The organism is Prosthecobacter vanneervenii (genome assembly GCF_014203095.1).
GTDB lineage: Bacteria > Verrucomicrobiota > Verrucomicrobiia > Verrucomicrobiales > Verrucomicrobiaceae > Prosthecobacter > Prosthecobacter vanneervenii.
Genome location: NZ_JACHIG010000008.1, coordinates 213272 through 230662 on the forward strand (window position 1 = coordinate 213272; position 17391 = coordinate 230662).

Sequence of the window (17391 nt, forward strand, 5' to 3'; positions counted from 1 at the left end):
TGACAGCGGATTGTAAACGTTAAACACGAAAAACTTTCATCACTTCGTCGCCAAGGTGATTGATGACTTTGACTGCGATGCGGCCCTTCTTCGGCTTGTCGAAGGGGCGCGAGGTGTCGCTGTTCAGCGTGGCCCACGCATCAGCATCAATCTCCGCTTTCAGCGTGGTCTTGAGTGAATTGTAGGGGTCGTTGGCACCGAGGAAATAGGCATGGCGCACGAAGAAGCTCTCTTCGTTGTAGTCGGTATCAATAAACCAGCAGGCGATGCCGTCCGCGCCATCGCTGCGAACCTCGCCGGTGTTGGGGTGGAACACGTCAACGCCGTTCACTTTCACGCGGATTCTGCCGTCTTTCTCTGGCAGGATGGTGATGTCAGGTTCACCGAAGATGACGAACAGGTTGCCCTTGCCGGTGTTCTTGAGGTCGTCGGACATGTGAAGGTCTGCGTTCATGCGGGCCTTCAGCACGGGGATTCTTCCCAGCTTATTGAACTCGGTCGTGTGTGCCTCGAAGTTGAAGGCGCAGGCGATCAGGACATCAAAGTCAGCGTCCCCTGCTTCACGAGCTGCAAGCACGAGGTCTTGGCGCTGCACGGTTCCGAATTCCGGGCCGATGAAAATGGCGGCGCGTTTCTCCGTGTCGCCCTCCATGTAGCGTCCTTCGCCGCAAACCAGTTCACCGGGCCAAGGTGTAAGAGCGGTGAAGACAATCTTGTCTTCCTTGTGTGCCTGCTGCACGCCTGCGGCCTTGAGGTTTTCTAGAACCATCTGCGGGAAGGTCTGCTTGGCTCCATACTCGGCCTCACCCTCTTTGAGCGTGTCAATCAACTCATCGTCTTCATCAACGCCCAGGACTCGATGCGGCGAGAGACTTTCCACTGTGAAGGGACCGGCCACGCGAACCTTCTTCTTGTCGTCGAAAGGCTTGTCGTAAAGATACTCATAGTCGCCTTTTGCCGAAATAGAGGCGTCGATTTCTTTCTGCCGTGCAATCCGTCCCTGCCACCAGTCAGAGTGCATTTTTTTTGCAGCATCCGACCACTTAGCGTCGGCCTCGCGTGGGATTTCCCACTCCTGCCAGGTCTTCTTGAGCGAGTCATTCAACGATTCGCGCAATGGTTCCAGCTTCGCTTGCCACTTCTCCCATATCACATCTATCTCTGCATTGTTGGCAATAGACTTGAGGGTGATGTGAGGGACACGCTCATAGACAAAGCCTTGGCGGATATTTCCATGCACGGGCTGTGAACTTGGCGCGGAGCGGGTGATTTCCGCTTCCTTGAGTTGGCCTTCACGGGAGTCAGCCAGCAAATAATACGGGTAACGTGCGCCCATGATGCGGGCACGAGCCAAAGCGAGTGCAACGCGAGAGGTGTCAATTGTGATCCAGCGGCGGCCCCATTGCTCAGCGACAGCAGCGGTAGTGCCCGAACCGCAGGTCGGGTCGAGCACGAGGTCGCCTGGGTCCGTAGTCATCAAGAGACAGCGTTGAATGACCTTCGAGGTTGTCTGAACGACGTAAACCTTATTCTGTTCTGCGGTGCCCATCGTGTCTTCCCACAGATTCGGAATGGCCACTGCGGCGAAGTCGTTGAAGAAGATTTTATAATTCACGAACTCCTTGGTTTTCAGGAGTCGGTTTGACTTCAAGAGCCTCTCCATACCGGCGGCACCTGTTTTCCAGCCGCCTTTTCGTGGCCTCAGCTTGTGCCCGTTGAGGCTGAACTCAAAGAGAGTGGATTCGCTCGCAGTTTCAGAAGTTAAAGGACCAGCCAGAAAAACTCTTTCTCCTTCCGCCAAAGCCTGTTCGCCGCTTGCCTCGCTTGCTTTGAGCGGACGAATTGTTCCGTCCATTGCCTGCACCGAACGATACCTAGCACCAGCTCCCTCACGGAGATCCTTTTCAAAGTATGCGGGCCGATATTTTGCGACTGCTGCATCTTTTGCATACCAAACGATATAGTCCGATATGTTGTCGATGTGGGCTTGTCCCATTCCACCGCTTTTCTTGGTCGTGATTAGACTAATGAAATTAGTATCTCCAAAAACTTCATCCATTACTGCGCGCACGCGATGGACATTTTCATCGCCAATCTGCACAAAAATAGAGCCGGAGTCAGTGAGTAGGTCGCGAGCGACAGTAAGCCGGTCACGCAGGTAGGTGAGGTAGCTGTGGATACCGTCACGCCAGGTGTCGCGGAAGGCTTTGACCTGTTCTGGCTCGCGGGTGATGTGGTCGGCTTTGCCGTCTTTCACATCGCGGCTGGTCGTGGACCACTGGAAGTTGCTGTTGAACTTGATGCCGTAGGGTGGGTCGAAGTAGATGCACTGCACACGCCCACGCAGGCCCTCGCGCTCTGCAAGGCTTGCCATGACCTGCAAGGAATCGCCGAGAATCATGCGATTGCTCCAGTTCTGGTCGTGGGCATAGAACTCGGTCTTGTCCGCCCCCTTGGGGATGCCGTTGAAGTCGGCAAACAGGTCAGGCGTTAGCAGCCCTTCATCATGCTGGCGCTCCTTGGTTTCACGAAGCAGGTCATCAATTAATGCCTTCGGATGAACCTTCTCCTGAATGTAGAGCGGTGGCGCATGAACCACGAGGTCACTCCAATCCTGCTCGTCCTTCCCACGCCAGACAAGCTGAGGGTCGAGGTCGGTGTTGCGCGGATAGCGAATCTGCTTGGGGTTCTGCTGCTCGGCATGGAGCACGGATTGGAACTCGGCAGTCGGAATGTTCTTCCGCTTCGCCTCTTCGTGCGTTAGCGTTTCGACGGTCTTTGCTGTGGTCGGTTTCTTCGCCATGTTAATTTCCTTCGGTCGTAGCCGCGCCGGTGGCGGAATCGACCATCTTGTTAAAGTTATCTGCAACCTTGGCTGCAAAGTCGGACTCGATCTGGAAAACCTCGGTGAACTCGGCAAACGTCCATCTTCCGAAGGTCTGGAGGTGATTCACGCCGGGAACCCAATAGGTTTCCATCGTGCTTTTCTTCTCCTTGGCGTCTTCGCGACGGTAGCCTTTGATTTCGACAACGAGGCGAAGCAGGTCGTCGGGGCCGTGCCCGTCATCAATGAGCACGATGAAGTCGGGCAGGTATTTCCTCATCGTGGAACCAAAGCGATACGGCACTTCGAGACCGAGGTTGTGGTTCTTCACATAGGCACGCACCTTTGGGTGTGCCTCTGCCACGCGGCAGAACTCGGCTTCCCAATCGCTGTCGAGGACAATCCAGTTGATGTGACAGTGAGATGAACTGGTCTCCCAAAGGTCTGTTTTCGATGTATTGAAACGAACGTGCTTGGTGGAGCCTTCGGGGTTGTAGGGATCGAGCAAAGCCTTAATGGGTCGCTCGCCGACGAAGGCCCTCGTGATTCCGGCAGTGATACGGTTGCACGCCATGTCTGCCAACTCCTGATACATGAGGAGTCCGGGGTAGGTTTCGCCCTTGCAGACAAGGCAGGTGTCCAGCCACTGCTTTGAGATGCGCTTGAGCTGGCCGAACAGGTGGAGTTTCGGTTCCTCCCCTGGGTCACGCCATTTGGTGTAGAGCAGGCGTTGCGTGACGTGGAAAAGCAGCGTGGACGGGCGCATGTCGCCAAGGTGCTTGAGGCTCATGTCGGCGGATTCGCCGATGATGCCCGCATTCTTGGTGATGGATGGGCCGACAATATCGGGGCTGAGTTCAAGAATTGAGTCTTCTGTGAATTCAGCCGTGAGCCGCTCCTCTGGAAGTTCTACGCGATAGCCTTCCACACGAGGGAAACGAATTTCGAGGGCGTCACGCTCAGGGCGAACGGCCTTGACCTGAATGGTCTGGCGCGGCGGCTGCGGCGTTGAAATGACAGGCTTCGCTGTGAAGTCGAAGGGAATGCCGAAGACATCTGCATACTCGACGTTGAAAAGCCCCTCCTCGTTCAGATCATAAGACTGACGGCGCAAGGCTCGTCCGATAACCTGCTCGCAAAGAAGCTGCGTTCCAAACGCTCGAATGCCGAGAACGTGAGTGACGGTGTTCGCGTCCCAGCCTTCCGTGAGCATGGACACGGAAACAACACAGCGAACCGAGCCGCCAAGCTGGCCGTGCTTGCCTACGGTGTTCATCACTTCGCGAAGCAATTCCTGGTCGGTGATGCTCTCGGCTTTGCGCTGGTCGCCTGTGCGCTCTGTGATTTCCCGGCGGAAGCGGTCAATTTCATCCGCAGCCATGCTGCGGAAATTGGTATCGAGCGCATCGCCTGCCTCTAGCTGTTCGCTGTCGATGAGCAACGTGTTGGGACGTGGCAGCGCATTTCCTGTTGTCTCGTCAAAATTGCGGAAGAGCGCGAGCCGCCCGTTTTCGAGCGTCGTTGTCCCGTCTTCGTTGGTGCGGTGGAAGCCGCTGACAAAATCGTAAACGAGTTTTGAAATGGCGGTGTTCTGGCAAACAATGATGAAGCAGGGCGGGACTTTGATGCCCTTTTCTTCCCAAAGGTGGAAAGTCTTCTCATAGTGGCCGTAGAGAGCTTGAAGGGCTGTTTGCAGACGTGTGGGCAGTTTGAGAGGATCAAGCTCCTCAGAGGTGCCACGGCCCTTCTTTGGCATGTCCTTCCGAATGTTCTCCCAGAGATTTCTGAACATGGGCATTTCATCGCCTGGGATGTTCTCGGCCACTGGCACGCGGGGCAGCTTCACAATGCCGCACTCAATGGCATCCATGAGCGAGAAGTCGCTCATCGTCCAAGGAAACAAGGTGCCCTCTGCGTAACCGGAACCACTCAGGAAGAATGGCGTAGCGGACAAATCGAACACGCGAGAGATGCCGAGTTTACGGTTTACGGCCTCAAGGCCGGAAATCCAGAGGCGGGCTGCTTCGCTGTTTTTCTCAGCTTCCTTTTTCTCGTCGCCCTTCAACTCCTCGTCATCTTCCTCCTTGGGCTTCTCACGGTAGCAGTGATGGGCTTCATCATTCAGGACGACGATATTCTTCAATCCCATCAAGTCAGGCATGACGCGCTGGAGCATCTGCCCTTCTGTTTCCAAAGTGTTCAGGTCTTCACCGTTCTTGCCCTTGAGCAAGGAGCGGCCTCCGGCTGAAATCTCGATGCGCTCGCGCAGCTTGAAGGCGTGATAGTTCGTGATGACGATCTTGGCGCGGTTCACGTCTTCGAGCATATCACCGGGCACCAGTTCTCGGCTGGCGTAATAGCTGTCCGGGTCGTTGGGCTGAAGGACGCGCAAGCGGTCTTTGATGGTGAGTCCGGGAGCACAAATCAGGAAGCCGCGGCTGAAGGTCTTGCTGGTCGGTCGCCGTGCTGCATTGATGGTCTGCCAAGCAATGAGCATTGCCATCACTGTTGTTTTGCCTGCACCTGTGGCGAGTTTGAGCGCAAGGCGCATCAGTTCGGGGTTGGCATCCTTGTTTGCTGCCGCGAGGTGTTCGAGAATGGCCTTGCCGCTTTTTGAGTTCGGAGCAACCTCCGTAAGCCAGATTGCGACCTCAACGGCCTCGACCTGGCAGAAAAAGGGGCGAACACCGCTGAAATTGTGGTGCCGCCAGTGTTGAAGCAGCCGCGCCGTCTCTGGCGTCACCTGCCAAAGGCTGGGTTCTGGAAGCGCCCGCCATGCGTCAACATGCTGGCGGACCTGATTGATGATGGATGTGGCGTCGTATTGCTGCTGCTTTGTGGACAACCCCTTCCCTTCATCGAAAACAAAGTCCTGCTGGGAGGCGACGCGCTTCCGCTTCTTGGGCTTGGGAATCGGAGTGATGAAATCCGCCCGTCGTCTCTGCGGGACAATTTTTTGCGTCGGCTGTCCAGATTCATCGAGTTCCCAGTGCTGCTGGGGCCTCTCGTAGGGCGAATTGAGAATCGGATGCTCGAAAAAGGGGTTGGACATGGGCGGTTCCTGGGCGTCGGGCTGTATTCGTCGGGTTGGTGAAAAACGTCAATGCATCCTCACCTCGGCGCATCAGTTTTCCTCTCTTAATTGTCATCGCCCGTTTAATATAGGATTTTTTGGAAATCCGAGTCAAGCCGCTTGGGTTGGCTGATTGTCCTTGAGCTTAAAAGTCCGCTGAAGATCGCGATTCAAGCGGTCTTCGGCAAAGCCCAATTTGCTCAAGTCCGCTGAGGTTTCTTTAGCGTGCTCCTGCACCTCTGGGGCAAGCACCGCCTCGGCGACGATTTCCTCGGAAGCGAGCTTGGCGTTTATTGTGGTCAATTCTGCCTGTGCCGCCTGTAAAGCAACCGTCCGCTTGCTGGAATCAGATTCATGCGCCAGCACACGAATGAACTGGTCGATGTTGCCGAGGCGCATCACCAGCTCCTTTTTGGATTGAGCAGACTTGGAGAGCTTCGTCTGCTTCTGGTTCTCGTTCTCCAAGTGCTGCATCTTGGCTTCAAAATGCTTTTGGTCCCGCTGACTTTTGAAGTCGCTGACTTTCTCCGCCATGCTCTTGACCACTGAGGCGTGCAGCAATGCAACGAAGTGCGCCACGACGAACACAATGCCAAGCCCTGCAAAGCCCCAAATATAGACCCATATTCTCGCCTTGCCGGGTTCATTGCTGTTCCACCAACGCATGATGGCATTACTCGCCTGCAACTCGGCGGAAGCCTTCTCATAGGCAGCATTGGCTTCAGGAATGATCCATGAAGCCCACAATACGGCAAAAACAAGGAACCAAAAGATTCTTGGTCGTTTGGCTCCTTCTTCACAATCGAACAGTTCGTCGGCGCTCATGTTGGTTTAGGGAGGGCTAAGGCTTTGTGATCTGCCTGCACAACCGGCGGCATGTTGCCGCCGATCAGCAGCAGGACTTTGGTCATCTCACGGTAGAGTTCCGCGCAGTCAGCGCGAATCTGCGTGAGATGAAGGTCGATGTCGGACAGGCGCGAACGGATGTTCGCACGCTCCAGCGGGTCAGTGGCTTTGATTTCAGCGTCGATATACTTGTCTTGCTGTGCCATGTAGTGGCGGCACTGCTCCGCAAAAATGGACAACGTTTCGAGAAAGCCTTGCTGAACCGCGTCGATCCGCTTGTCGATCAAGGCCCGCATCATGTCTCTTATCAAATCCGCCTTGAGGCTCAGAACATGCCTTTCGTGAGAGAGCACAGCGCCAAGCGTCTGCTCGCGGTGTTGGAGTTGAAGCTCCAGCGCGGCCAATCGGACGCGCCCCTGCTCCACGTCCACCTTCCGGTTTGCGACGGAGGCGGCTGTTTGCAGAGCCGACATGAGCATTTGGATCTGTTGGTGATTCATATAGGGCGGATTCAGTTGGAACGACGTTTCTTGATGTTGGCCTCGATGTCCGGTGCCAGCCCGGTAGGGATGGCGTTTGAAGATGGCTGTGGAGTATGCGGCGCAGAATCGTCGAAGGTTTCGACCGTATTGCTGTGGACCTCAGATGTGATGACGCTATCCAGGATGTCGAAGTCCCGATTGAGTTCCTTCTGGAACACCAGGTCTTCAAAAATGCGCAGGGCCGCCCCTGCGATCATTAGCCAAAATCCAAGCGCGGTGGATTCTGGCAGGAGCACAAGTCCCGCGAAGATGCAAAAGAATGGATCGGCAAAGCGAGCCATTCGGCGGAAGCGGCGGCAGAACTGCGGCAGCCACCGGTAGTCAAAGGGCGAAGTCCCGATGTAATAGGTGTGCTGCAAGACACCCTTCTTGAATTCCCGCCAGCGTTTGGTGCGCTGACAACTGGAGAGGAAAAGCGAAAGCATGGCGAACCAGAAAAGCCATTCGGGATGAGCGCCGGGTTTGTCGGGCGGAATGATGGCGGCAACGAGCGTCAAGATTCCGGTCATGATTATCATGGGCAACGGCGTCAAGAGGCGGTAGCCGATGTCCCGCCGCAGGAACACCATCACGGTCATGGCGGGGTAGCGCATGAGCCATTTGGAGTTTTCACCCCTCAACCAGTCTGAGAATCGGCGGCGGTGCATTTCAGCTCTGGTTGAAGGTTAGCATTCGGTAGGGCAGTGATTCCTTACCCTGCTTGAAAAGACGGCCCCCGTTGTAAACGATGGCCTCGACCTGGTTGTCGTGGAGGGAGCCGCCCCGCTTGAGCATCGTGAAGAACGACGGCTCAACGTAGGAGCGCCGCTGCTCGGAGCGGCTGACTCCGGCACTGTGGCTGCCGCCGTCCATGATCTGCCTGCCCCCTTCGTTTCTTGATTGGCCCGCGTTGGTGGAGGTGATAGTCATCCAGCGTTCACCAAACAGCTTGGAAGCCCACTCGTTTGTCTCCCCGCTATTTTGGCAGAAAAACTTGGCCTGAAGATTCCCCAGCAGGGAATCGACGGCATCAGTGTTCCCAAGAACACGCCGGTAGCTTTCACGGTTTTGCGTCAGGAAAACCGTGCAGCCCCCTGCCGATCTGGCGACTGCCTGATATTCGGCATCGAACTTCGTGACGAAGTTCTGCGCCTCGTCGGCCCAAAGGAAGACGGGGCGCAAGAAGCTGTCCCGTTTCGGCGGCGGTGTGCGCCGAAGCACGGCGACTTGGAAGCAGTATTTCCAAGCGAGGTTGGCGATGCGTCCAGCGAGCCGGTATTCCTGAACCGGCAAGTCCACGATGATGATCTTCCCGCCGAACGTGTCCTCCGGCTTGATGTTGGTGTCGGAGGAGAAGAGCTGCCGGAGGGGGCGCGTCACAAGCGGACGGGCGAGCATCGAGAACGACAGGTTGATGACGCTGCGGGTCTTCTCGGAAAGCTGGGGGTATTCCTTCATCCAGTAGTTCCGGCACTCCTCGAAGTCCGCCCGGACTTCGGGACGGGCTTTGCTCGTCTCGCGGTCAGCCTCTTTAATGATGGCCGCGCAAGTGCTGCTTTGCTGCCATTCTGGGTCGTCTAGCTGTGCCAAATTTTGGGGTGCGGTCGTCACAATCGACCGCATCAGCGGGAGCGAAACTTGCAGGTTCGCGAACAGCGGCAAATCGACCAGATTGGTGTTCAGGTGGTGCAGGGCATCGTCCCAAAACTTGTTGTCCCCCTGGCCGCCCTCGGTGGCACCTGATGAGGCGATGGCACCAGCAATCTCGTCGAGGATGGAGACGATGTTGATGGTCAGCCCTCCCCCCTCTTCTGGACGGCTGGCTTCCCATTCGAGGAAGTTGAAGCGGCTGGTTCCCGCGCCGTCCACGATGACGAGATCCTTGTGACGCTTTGTCTCAGTCGCCCACTGCTCCCATTGGCGACGTTCTTCCTTCTTCGCGCAGAGCACGAGTCCGCCGAAGCCGGCGGCGAGGTAGCCATAGGCCAGATGCTTTGCAGGGCCGCTGGTCTTGCCACTGCCGGTTGCACCGAAAACGCAGACGCCAGTCAGCGCGTCGGAGATGCGGAAGCCATCTCCGTCACCCCAATCGCGAAGGAGTGTTTGAGGGTGAAATTCGGGCAACTTCTTTCCGCCGGGCCACATGCGGGGATGGATTTAGCAGCGGCATTTTTTGGCGGCAAGGTAAATCGCGGACATAGGCGGCGAGCGGGGGTTTCAGGGGGTGGTCAGTCCCCATGAAGCGGGTTCCAAGGGGGCACCCTTTGGGTCAGGGATTTGAAGGGCGGAACGCCCTCAGCGGGCGCAACGAACGCCCGCCAAAAAGGGTTCCAAGGGAGACGCTCCTTTGGTCGGGTTGCAAGGGCAGAGCGCCCTTGCCGAGCGGTAAAACCGCTCACCCAAGCGGGGTCCAGGGGGCGGCTTTGAAGCCCCCTTGGCGAGGAATGTTGCTTGCAACATATAACCTCGCCATTCCTCCGCTCGCCTGTCGGCTCGCTCCGTAACGGGCTGTGGTGCTCGCTGACCGCTCGCGGCCATTATTATGATGACTGCGCACCGGCCAAGGGTGGCGGTCGCAGTGACGAAAGAGGGCTGGGCTGCCTCAAATCGCGCAACCCCGCAGCCAGCCTCATTCTCCGAGACAAAAGGCAACGCACTATGGTATAATGTTCGGAAGAGAGTCGGTCGGACGACTGGAGAGGCGTATGGCAATGTTCCGACTCGAAGCGAAGATTTTTAGCCGCGAAAAGCGTGGCCGGTCAGTCGTAGCTGCCGCCGCTTACCGCGCAGGAACGAAGCTCCGCGACGAGATTAAAGAGAAGATTTTTGACTATGCTCGGCGGAGCAAGGGGGTGGTCTCTCACGCGATTCTCGCGCCCGAAGATGCTCCCGCCTGGGCGCAAGATTCCGGTAAGTTGTGGAACGCGGTAGAAGCTGGAGAGAAGCGCAAAGACGCCCAGCTTGCCCGCGAATTTATCCTGTCAGTTCCGCCGGAACTGCCCACTCAGGCCCAATTTCAGACGGCAGTGGATTGGGCCAAAACTCATTTGGTGAACTCCGGGATGATTGCCGAATTGTCACTTCATCATCCCAAGTCCGGCAAAAATCCGCACGTCCATATTCTATGCACCATGCGCAAATTGGAGGGCGAGGAGTTCAGCCGGAAGAAGGCGACGGAATGGAATGACGTTGGCCTTCTGGTCAAACAGCGGGCCTCCTGGGCGGAGGCGGTGAACGCCGCGCTTGAACAAGCCGGACGTGAAGAGCGGGTGGATCATCGGTCACTAAAAGACCGGGGAATCGACCGGCTGCCCCAGCCAAAAATTGGCGTGTCCGCCACCGCCTTAAAGCGCCGGGGAGTCGAAGACGACCCGAAACGCTTTCAGGAGGTTCGCCGCGTTAAAGTCCTCAATGAGGTTCTCCCGATGATGAAGGCCCTCAAGGGGCACGGTGAAGTGGCCCAAAATGGCGCTGGTCATTCGTGGTGGGAGCGTTCGGTGATGTTCCTGGGGCGGGTCAAAGCGCAGGCCGCCGAAGTTGCCAAGAACACCTGGAGGAAGTTTGTTGACGCCCGGAAGGGCCGCGATGACACGAAAGGGCCAGAACTTGATTTTTAATTATGGCAACACTCAATCCTCTGAAACGGCGCTCAATGGATGCAATCACGCATTCAGAGACACAGGCGCACATGCGCCTGTTCTGCGGCACCTCCGCAACAAGGGTCAAGGCTCCGGCTGCCGCCCCCTCCTCACCTCAGAGCTTTGCAAAAGGCGTGAAGCGACTGGCGATGGACGCTGTTTCCAACGTGGAAACCGTCGCCCAGGTTGGCTGGGTAAAGCTCACCGGCGGGGTGGCCGTTTATTCGGCAAGGATTCGAGAAATGGACCGCGACGCGCAAAGAGACGACGCGCTGCGCAAATATGTAAAGGCTCAAGAGAAGCAGAGCCGAGAACACGAAAGGGAATGAAATGAACGACCCTCTTGCACAGTTTCGCAAAAAGCCACCCGGAACGACGGCGGACACGCCGCCCCCAAAAGGTTCCGACGAGTACGTGGCTTTCGACGCCAAAGACAAAGTGGACCGCCTCAAGATCAGGCGGGCAAACGACCCGACGCGCTCGCCGGGCTATGCCTACCTGCTCGACATTGTTTACGACGGCCCCTATGGGACCAACTTTGTCTTGGTGTTCACCTTCCTGATGGTGCTTGTCAGGGGAAAGAATCTCCAGAGCGTGGTGATGGCTTTGGAAATGGGCACTGCCGATTTCATTCAGGAGTTCGACCCTGACAGGTGGCAAATGCCCAAAGACGACAAGGCTCCGTTTATTGAGTCAATCGAGGTGATCGTTCAGGAGAGCGGGCCGTCCATTGCCGACAGCGAGAGAGGCAAGAAGACGGTTCACTAGGCTTGAAGCGTGTTTTGAAATGAGGCTTATGAGGTAAAGAAAGAGGTAGGTTATGATGAACGGCATTCCTGAAACCGGCTTTGTCCGGCTCTCTCAGGTGTTAAACGTGATTCCCATCGGCAAGACGTGCTGGTGGGAGGGCGTGAAGTCGGGGCGTTTCCCCAAGCCAATCAAGTTGACGGAACGCTGCACCGCATGGAGAGCGGAAGACATTCACGAGCTGATAAAGGCACTCTCGGAACAATCCGCTACACGGCATTGATGAGTGGCTGGTGTTTCGATTGCCCTTTTTTGTGAATTCTGTTACAAATTTTTTCAGCTCGTTTTTCCCCGCGCAGGATTGATAAGAATCCTGCGACACAGCTTCAATCAAACGGGGGTAAATATAGGGGTAAACGAGTTTTCCACATCGTTAATTGAACAAGTTTAACAAGTGGTTGGCGCGATGATGTGAATCCTATCTCCCCGACCATCTCTTCAAACGGCAGGGGCCGTTAACGTCCGAAAAATCGAGCAAAACAGCCACTCAGACGCAGCGCATGGTTCGCTGGCGTTCGCACCGAATCGTTGACATTCGCGTGCGAATGGGGGTAACATTTTATGCAGTTACCCCCACTTGTGCAGGAGTTACCCCCATGCCTCTCACAAACACTGCGATTCGCAGTGCTAAGCCGCAGAGCAAGCCTTTCAAACTGTCAGATGGCGGCGGGTTGTTCCTGCTCGTCCAGCCGAACGGCAGCAAATGGTGGCGATACAAGTATCGGTTTGGGGGTAAGGAAAAGCTCCTCGCGCTCGGTTCTTACCCTGAAGTGAGCCTCGCCGAGGTCAGGGAACTGCACTACAAGGCGCGGAAAGCCTTGTCTGCTGGCATAGATCCCGGCGAAAAGAAGAAGGAAGCCAAGCAGCGCCTCCGCTCCAAAGTGGAGAGCGATTTCGAGTCTGTGGCCCGTGAGTATCACGAACAGCATCTTCATGAGTGGAACCCCCGCTATGCCCGCGATGTAATCAATCGCCTCGAAACACATCTCTTCCCGAAGTTTGGCAAGAAGCCTATCGCCGACATCACCTCGCTTGATGTTTTGGACGCCCTTCGAGTCATCGAGAAGGCCGGGGCTTTGGATATGGCTCAACGCATGATGCAGACATGCGCACAAGTCTTCCGCTACGCCGTGACCACGGGGCGGGCAGAGCGCAACCCGGTGACAGACTTGCGCGGAGCGCTCAAGGCACCGGTCAGGAAGCATCATGCCTACTTGGATGCCAACCAACTGCCGGAGTATTTGGAAAAGCTGGCCGCCTACCAAGGCGAGCCGCAAACCACGCTGGCCCTCCGTTTTCTACTACTTACCTTCGTTCGCACCACTGAGCTGCGCGGTGCTCTTTGGAAGGAAATCAGCTTTGAAAATGCTGATTGGCGTATTCCAGCGGAGCGCATGAAAATGAAAGACCCGCATATTGTGCCGCTCTCGCGGCAGGCAATCGCGGTCCTGAAGGAACTACAAAAGCTAACGGGACACCGGGAGCACGTCTTCCCCAATCAGAACAACCCCAAGACCTTCATGTCTGAGAACACGATGCTCTATGCCCTCTACCGGATGGGCTATCACAGCCGGACCACAGGTCACGGCTTCAGAGCGACGGCCAGCACGATTCTCAATGAAAACGGCTTTCAGCCCGACTTGATCGAACGCCAGCTCGCCCACTGCGAGCGGAACAAGGTTCGCGCTGCTTACAATCACGCCCAATACTTGCCGGAGCGCCGGAAAATGATGCAATGGTGGGCTGACTACTTGGACGAAGCAGCCAAGAATAAATCGCCCAAGAAACCGAAAAAGTGAGCGGTTTCGTCGCTTGGATGATGCCCCCCTCGCCCCGCCTTTTGTGGTGGTGACTGCGAGAATGATTAGCCAGACACGAGTGCGTTCAAGGCTGTTCACTTCCGCGCTGTGCTTGTGCAGTTTCGCCCCGTTGGCGCTGCGCGGCCTTTCCCGCTCCCTCGCTTAACCTGGCTTTTGGCCTCGCTCGCGTCACGCCAATCAAGGCGGGCAGCAGCAAGGAGGACAACATGACCATCGGCGAACTCGCACTTCTCATCAGTTCAATAGCTCAACTGATTGCTTCATGCGTTGCAGTAGTCAGCACCAAGCGCCGCAAACGCTAGTGTTGCGGGCACTCGGCTGCGTGCTGGGCGCTCTTGTCACGGTAGGGCATACCATGTGCCCTTGCCTGCCCCGTGCTTGACCAAATGGCCTTGCTCCAGCAAGTGCCGGAAATGCTCCTTGAGCGTGTTCCGGCTTGCTCCAGTCACCTTGATGATGTCGCCCATTGTCACGCGGCCATGCTGCCTTGCATGGTCGATGATCTGCACGGCCAGTTCTGGCAGGGCGGCCATGACAATCTTTTCGCGCTCAACCTTCGTTGCCAAGCGGCGTTTCTGCTGCTGCAAAGCACGCAGAAAGAACAGCAGCCAAGGCTGCCAGTTGGGCGCGTCGGTGCGGATGGTTCCCTGTGTCTGGCGAAGACCGAGATAGTAGCCCTCTTTGCTGTTCTCAATGACGCTCTCCAGCGAACTGTAAGGCACATAGGCGTAGCCAGCCTGTAACAGTAGCAGGGTGGTCAGAATGCGGCTCAAGCGGCCATTGCCATCTTGGAAGGGATGGATTTCCAAGAACACCACGACAAAGACAGCAACAACCAGCAGCGGGTGCGTGCGCTTCAACTCGCGAGCCTCGTTCAGCCAAGCGACAAGCTCGGCCATGAGGCGCGGTGTATCGAACGGCGTGGCTGTCTCGAACACAATGCCGATCTGCTTGCCGTTCTCATCGAAGGCGGCGACGCTGTTGGAAAGCGTTTTGTATTCGCCGCGATGCCGCTCGTCCTTCTCGCTGTAGCGCAGAAGGTCGCGGTGAAGCTGCTTGATGTGGTTCTCGGTGATGGGGATGTCTTGCCAAGCATGGAAGATGGTTTCCATGACCTCGGCATAGCCAGCGACTTCCTGCTCGTCGCGAGTGTCGAACTTCTTGATTTCCAGATTGGCAAGCAGCCGCTCGACCTCACGGTCGGTGAGTTTGCTGCCCTCAATGCGAGTGGAAGAACCGATGCTCTCAATGGTCGCAACGTGGCGCAGTGCCTTCAAGCGTTCAGGGGCAAGCGTGCCAAGGGCACGCCAAGCGCCTTTGAACTCGTCAATTTCGGCAATCAGCGCCAGCAATTCGGGCGTGATCTGAATGGCATCGGTTTTCAGCATGGGAACCTCCTACACCCGAATATACACCCATAAACACCCAAAAGTCCATCCAAAAGAGCACCCACAAACACCCATATCCGCCCGTAAGCGATTGATTTTCCGTTTAGCGGTCTGCTTCCGGTTCGGGCGGCTGGCGCTCCTGGCCTTTTGCCACGTCGGCCTTTGGCTTGCTCTGGCGTGCGGCGTCCTGCTCCTGCTCGTATTGCTCCCTGACTGCCTCGCGCACGGTATCAAGGCTCTGTGCGGGATGTTGCTTTGCAAATCCGGCGCGGAGCCGCTGGCCCAGCTTTTCGAGCGCGAGTTCTGCTTCTGTGGGTGGCTGTGGCATGGTCAGGCAACAAGTGATTTAGCTTCTTCCAAGCAGCGTCCAATTCGCATTCTGACGTTATCGTAGCTGAGGTTCTGCTGTTCGGCAATTTCGGCGTAAGCCAGTCCGAAAACGAAGTGCTTCCAAAGGTATTCGTAGCATTCGGGTTTGGAGCGGGTGAGCAGCTTCATTGCATAATCAAGATCATGCCTGTCTTGATGCGACAGGGGCGCATCCTGCGCAGACGCTTCAATCAGCTCTGCGAGTTCATGGTGTGACATCGGCTGCATCCGGTCGTTCGCTTCGCGTCGCTGTTGATCGGCAATCTTGTTGCGGGCAATACGATAGCACCACGCCCAAAACTCGCTTTTGCTGTCGCCGTTGAACTTGCCAAGCGACATGGCAACGGCCTTCAAAACTTCCTGAAGCACGTCATCAGCAGAAGATGAGTAAAGCGCTTTGAAGACGAAAAACCGCAAGTCCGGCTCGATCTGGCGGAAGATGTCTTCCGCGAGTCGGAGCCGCTCGGCCAGTCCAGTTGTCAGCCGGTAGGTGCGGACAAGTTTTAGCAGGTCATCCATTGTTCATTGCAGGCTAGAAGCCGCGATTTCACCGCGCAAATGTTTTTGAAAACGTCTGTTCGGATTCGGGGCTGGGACCGGACTGAACGGCAAATGGAAATGCTCGCCTCCACTCAAGACCCTCTGATTCTGGCTCAAGCCATTGCTGCGCTGCCCGGTTTGGTCCAGCGCGTGAGCACGCTGGAAGCCGAAATAGCGACCCTCAGAAAAGCCGCGAGGCCGTCTGTCAGAAAATGCCTTTCGCTCAAAGAAAGCGCCGAGATTCTTGGCGTGTCTCAAAAGACGGTGAGCAGGTTCATTGAGCGCAAACTTTTGCGCCGCAGTCCACTGACGGCGCTGGTGCGGATTCCAAGGGAAGACGTTGAAGCCTTGGCAAAGGCTACGCTTTGAGTTTTGAGAGCTGTTCCTGCTCATAGGCATTGTCTGAGTCTGAGATGACCCATGAATAGGTGCGGCGAATCAGAACGCCATTATCGCGGTGCCCCTGCCATTTGGCGATTGCCTCCGCTGCTACCCCTTTGCGGAGAAACCATGTGATGCGAGCCTTGCGGAAATCAATCGGCGAGTAGGCGGGGAATCCAAGGCGCGTGCAGGCGTTGTAAAGCGCTTGCTTGGGCGACAGGATCGAGAAGAGCGGCCCTGAGGCTGGCTTGCCCTGCCGCTCGTGCAAATCGAGGAGAAAGGGCTTCAAGTGGTCGTAGATCGGGACACGGAAATAAGCGCCGGTCTTCTGGCGCTTCACCTCGATGTAGCCGCCCTGCCAGTTCACTTTCTGCCAGTCTGCATAAATGCACTCTGCTGTTCCAAGAGCGGCCTTGTGCATGAATTCCAGCATGTCCGCCGAGCGTTCCGCCGTGTCGGAAAACGGGCGGCTGCGAACATGGTCACAAATCTCCTGGCACTGCTCGACGGTGGGAACCTGCGCAGGAGCGCGGTTCGCCTTCTTGCGGCGGATGGATTTGGGAACCTTGTCATACGGGGTTTCCGAAATATCGCCGTCGTGCAAAGCCAGCTCGAAGGCGTTCTTCACGATGCGGCTCATGTCGTTGTAAGCGAGTGCTCCGAGCTTTTTGGAACGCCTTCCCAAGAAGTCCGAAATGTCGGACGGCTTGATTGATTCAATCGGCTTTTTCAGAAACTCCGGGTAGTCCATCTCGAAGCCACGCCGGACCCAATCCATTTTGTCCTGCGTTGCCTCGCTCTTTCCCTTGAGCGAGTCTTTGAGCTTCTGGAGCAAATCGCCGAACGGCATTTGCGCGTTGGCGGGTGGCGGGTTCTCCAGCTTTTCAACCCATGCCTTGAATGCCTTTTCCGCCCACTTGCGATCTGAGATGTTCTGCCCTTCCGGCGTGGTCAGTGCGACCACTTTCTTGACGCCCCGTATCTTCTTCTTGCCGTAGTAGCTGCCGTTTTCGTGGCGGTAAAGACCGGGAAAGCCGGGGATTTTCGAGAGGCTTTGGAGGGTGGTCTTGGGGGCAACAGAATCCTTCGATTTCATGCCGGAAGTTAATCGGGGTAACAAACGGGGGCAACATTTATTTTCCGCTTAACCCTGATTCTTGCGTTTCCCTTGGTAATTTGAGGAT

At 56.3% G+C, this 17391-nt stretch carries 16 protein-coding genes; 6 read left to right on the top strand and 10 right to left on the bottom strand.

Annotated elements, in window-relative coordinates; translation table 11 throughout:
- Nucleotides 1-19: 19 nt before the first annotated feature.
- The 6 genes from HNQ65_RS18265 to HNQ65_RS18290 all read right to left on the bottom strand — a co-directional run bounded on the left by HNQ65_RS18265 (nt 20) and on the right by HNQ65_RS18290 (nt 9409).
- Complete coding sequence (locus tag HNQ65_RS18265; RefSeq protein ID WP_184341614.1) at nt 20-2803, bottom strand: site-specific DNA-methyltransferase; 2784 nt, start codon at nt 2801-2803, stop codon at nt 20-22.
- 1 nt (nt 2804) lies between these two features.
- Complete coding sequence (locus tag HNQ65_RS18270; RefSeq protein WP_184341616.1) at nt 2805-5876, bottom strand: BPTD_3080 family restriction endonuclease; 3072 nt, start codon at nt 5874-5876, stop codon at nt 2805-2807.
- Nucleotides 5877-6008: 132 nt separating this feature from the next.
- Nucleotides 6009-6722: a hypothetical protein gene (locus HNQ65_RS18275; protein WP_184341618.1), complete on the bottom strand. Its 714-nt coding sequence runs from the start codon at nt 6720-6722 to the stop codon at nt 6009-6011.
- Complete coding sequence (locus tag HNQ65_RS18280; protein WP_184341620.1) at nt 6719-7243, bottom strand: hypothetical protein; 525 nt, start codon at nt 7241-7243, stop codon at nt 6719-6721. The genes HNQ65_RS18275 and HNQ65_RS18280 overlap by 4 nt, the downstream gene beginning before the upstream one ends.
- A gap of 11 nt (nt 7244-7254) precedes the next feature.
- A complete protein-coding gene (locus HNQ65_RS18285; RefSeq protein ID WP_184341622.1) occupies nt 7255-7878 on the bottom strand; it encodes a hypothetical protein in 624 nt (207 codons plus the stop codon).
- A 55-nt stretch (nt 7879-7933) separates the two neighbouring features.
- Nucleotides 7934-9409: a type IV secretory system conjugative DNA transfer family protein gene (locus HNQ65_RS18290; protein ID WP_184341624.1), complete on the bottom strand. Its 1476-nt coding sequence runs from the start codon at nt 9407-9409 to the stop codon at nt 7934-7936.
- Nucleotides 9410-9975: 566 nt separating this feature from the next.
- Between HNQ65_RS18290 and mobQ the strand changes: the two genes are divergently transcribed.
- The 5 genes from mobQ (at nt 9976) to HNQ65_RS18315 (ending at nt 13508) form a co-directional block, all read left to right on the top strand.
- The gene (gene mobQ / locus HNQ65_RS18295; RefSeq protein ID WP_184341626.1) at nt 9976-10881 is read left to right on the top strand and encodes a MobQ family relaxase; all 906 of its coding nucleotides are present in this window, start codon (nt 9976-9978) and stop codon (nt 10879-10881) included.
- A 2-nt stretch (nt 10882-10883) separates the two neighbouring features.
- Complete coding sequence (locus HNQ65_RS18300) at nt 10884-11231, top strand: hypothetical protein (RefSeq protein WP_184341628.1); 348 nt, start codon at nt 10884-10886, stop codon at nt 11229-11231.
- Between the two features lies 1 nt (nt 11232).
- On the top strand, nt 11233-11670 hold the full coding sequence (locus HNQ65_RS18305; RefSeq protein ID WP_184341630.1) for a hypothetical protein: 438 nt from the start codon (nt 11233-11235) through the stop codon (nt 11668-11670).
- Nucleotides 11671-11725: 55 nt separating this feature from the next.
- Nucleotides 11726-11932, top strand: coding sequence for an AlpA family phage regulatory protein (locus HNQ65_RS27015; RefSeq protein WP_184341800.1), 207 nt, complete (start codon nt 11726-11728; stop codon nt 11930-11932).
- A gap of 373 nt (nt 11933-12305) precedes the next feature.
- The gene (locus tag HNQ65_RS18315) at nt 12306-13508 is read left to right on the top strand and encodes a tyrosine-type recombinase/integrase (RefSeq protein ID WP_184341632.1); all 1203 of its coding nucleotides are present in this window, start codon (nt 12306-12308) and stop codon (nt 13506-13508) included.
- A gap of 359 nt (nt 13509-13867) precedes the next feature.
- On the opposite strand, the gene HNQ65_RS18320 is transcribed toward HNQ65_RS18315, so the two are convergent.
- The 3 genes from HNQ65_RS18320 to HNQ65_RS18330 all read right to left on the bottom strand — a co-directional run bounded on the left by HNQ65_RS18320 (nt 13868) and on the right by HNQ65_RS18330 (nt 15805).
- A complete protein-coding gene (locus tag HNQ65_RS18320; RefSeq protein WP_184341634.1) occupies nt 13868-14917 on the bottom strand; it encodes a Fic family protein in 1050 nt (349 codons plus the stop codon).
- A 103-nt stretch (nt 14918-15020) separates the two neighbouring features.
- Nucleotides 15021-15245 carry a hypothetical protein gene (locus tag HNQ65_RS18325; RefSeq protein ID WP_184341636.1) on the bottom strand — a complete coding sequence of 75 codons (225 nt, stop codon included), beginning with the start codon at nt 15243-15245 and terminating at the stop codon, nt 15021-15023.
- A 2-nt stretch (nt 15246-15247) separates the two neighbouring features.
- On the bottom strand, nt 15248-15805 hold the full coding sequence (locus tag HNQ65_RS18330; protein WP_184341638.1) for an RNA polymerase sigma factor: 558 nt from the start codon (nt 15803-15805) through the stop codon (nt 15248-15250).
- 93 nt (nt 15806-15898) lie between these two features.
- On the opposite strand from HNQ65_RS18330, the gene HNQ65_RS18335 reads away from it, so the two are divergent.
- Nucleotides 15899-16195, top strand: coding sequence for a helix-turn-helix domain-containing protein (locus HNQ65_RS18335; protein WP_184341640.1), 297 nt, complete (start codon nt 15899-15901; stop codon nt 16193-16195).
- Here HNQ65_RS18335 and HNQ65_RS18340 read toward each other — a convergent pair.
- Nucleotides 16185-17303, bottom strand: coding sequence for a tyrosine-type recombinase/integrase (locus HNQ65_RS18340; RefSeq protein ID WP_184341642.1), 1119 nt, complete (start codon nt 17301-17303; stop codon nt 16185-16187). The two genes, HNQ65_RS18335 and HNQ65_RS18340, sit on opposite strands and share 11 nt — an antisense overlap.
- Nucleotides 17304-17391 lie beyond the last annotated feature (88 nt).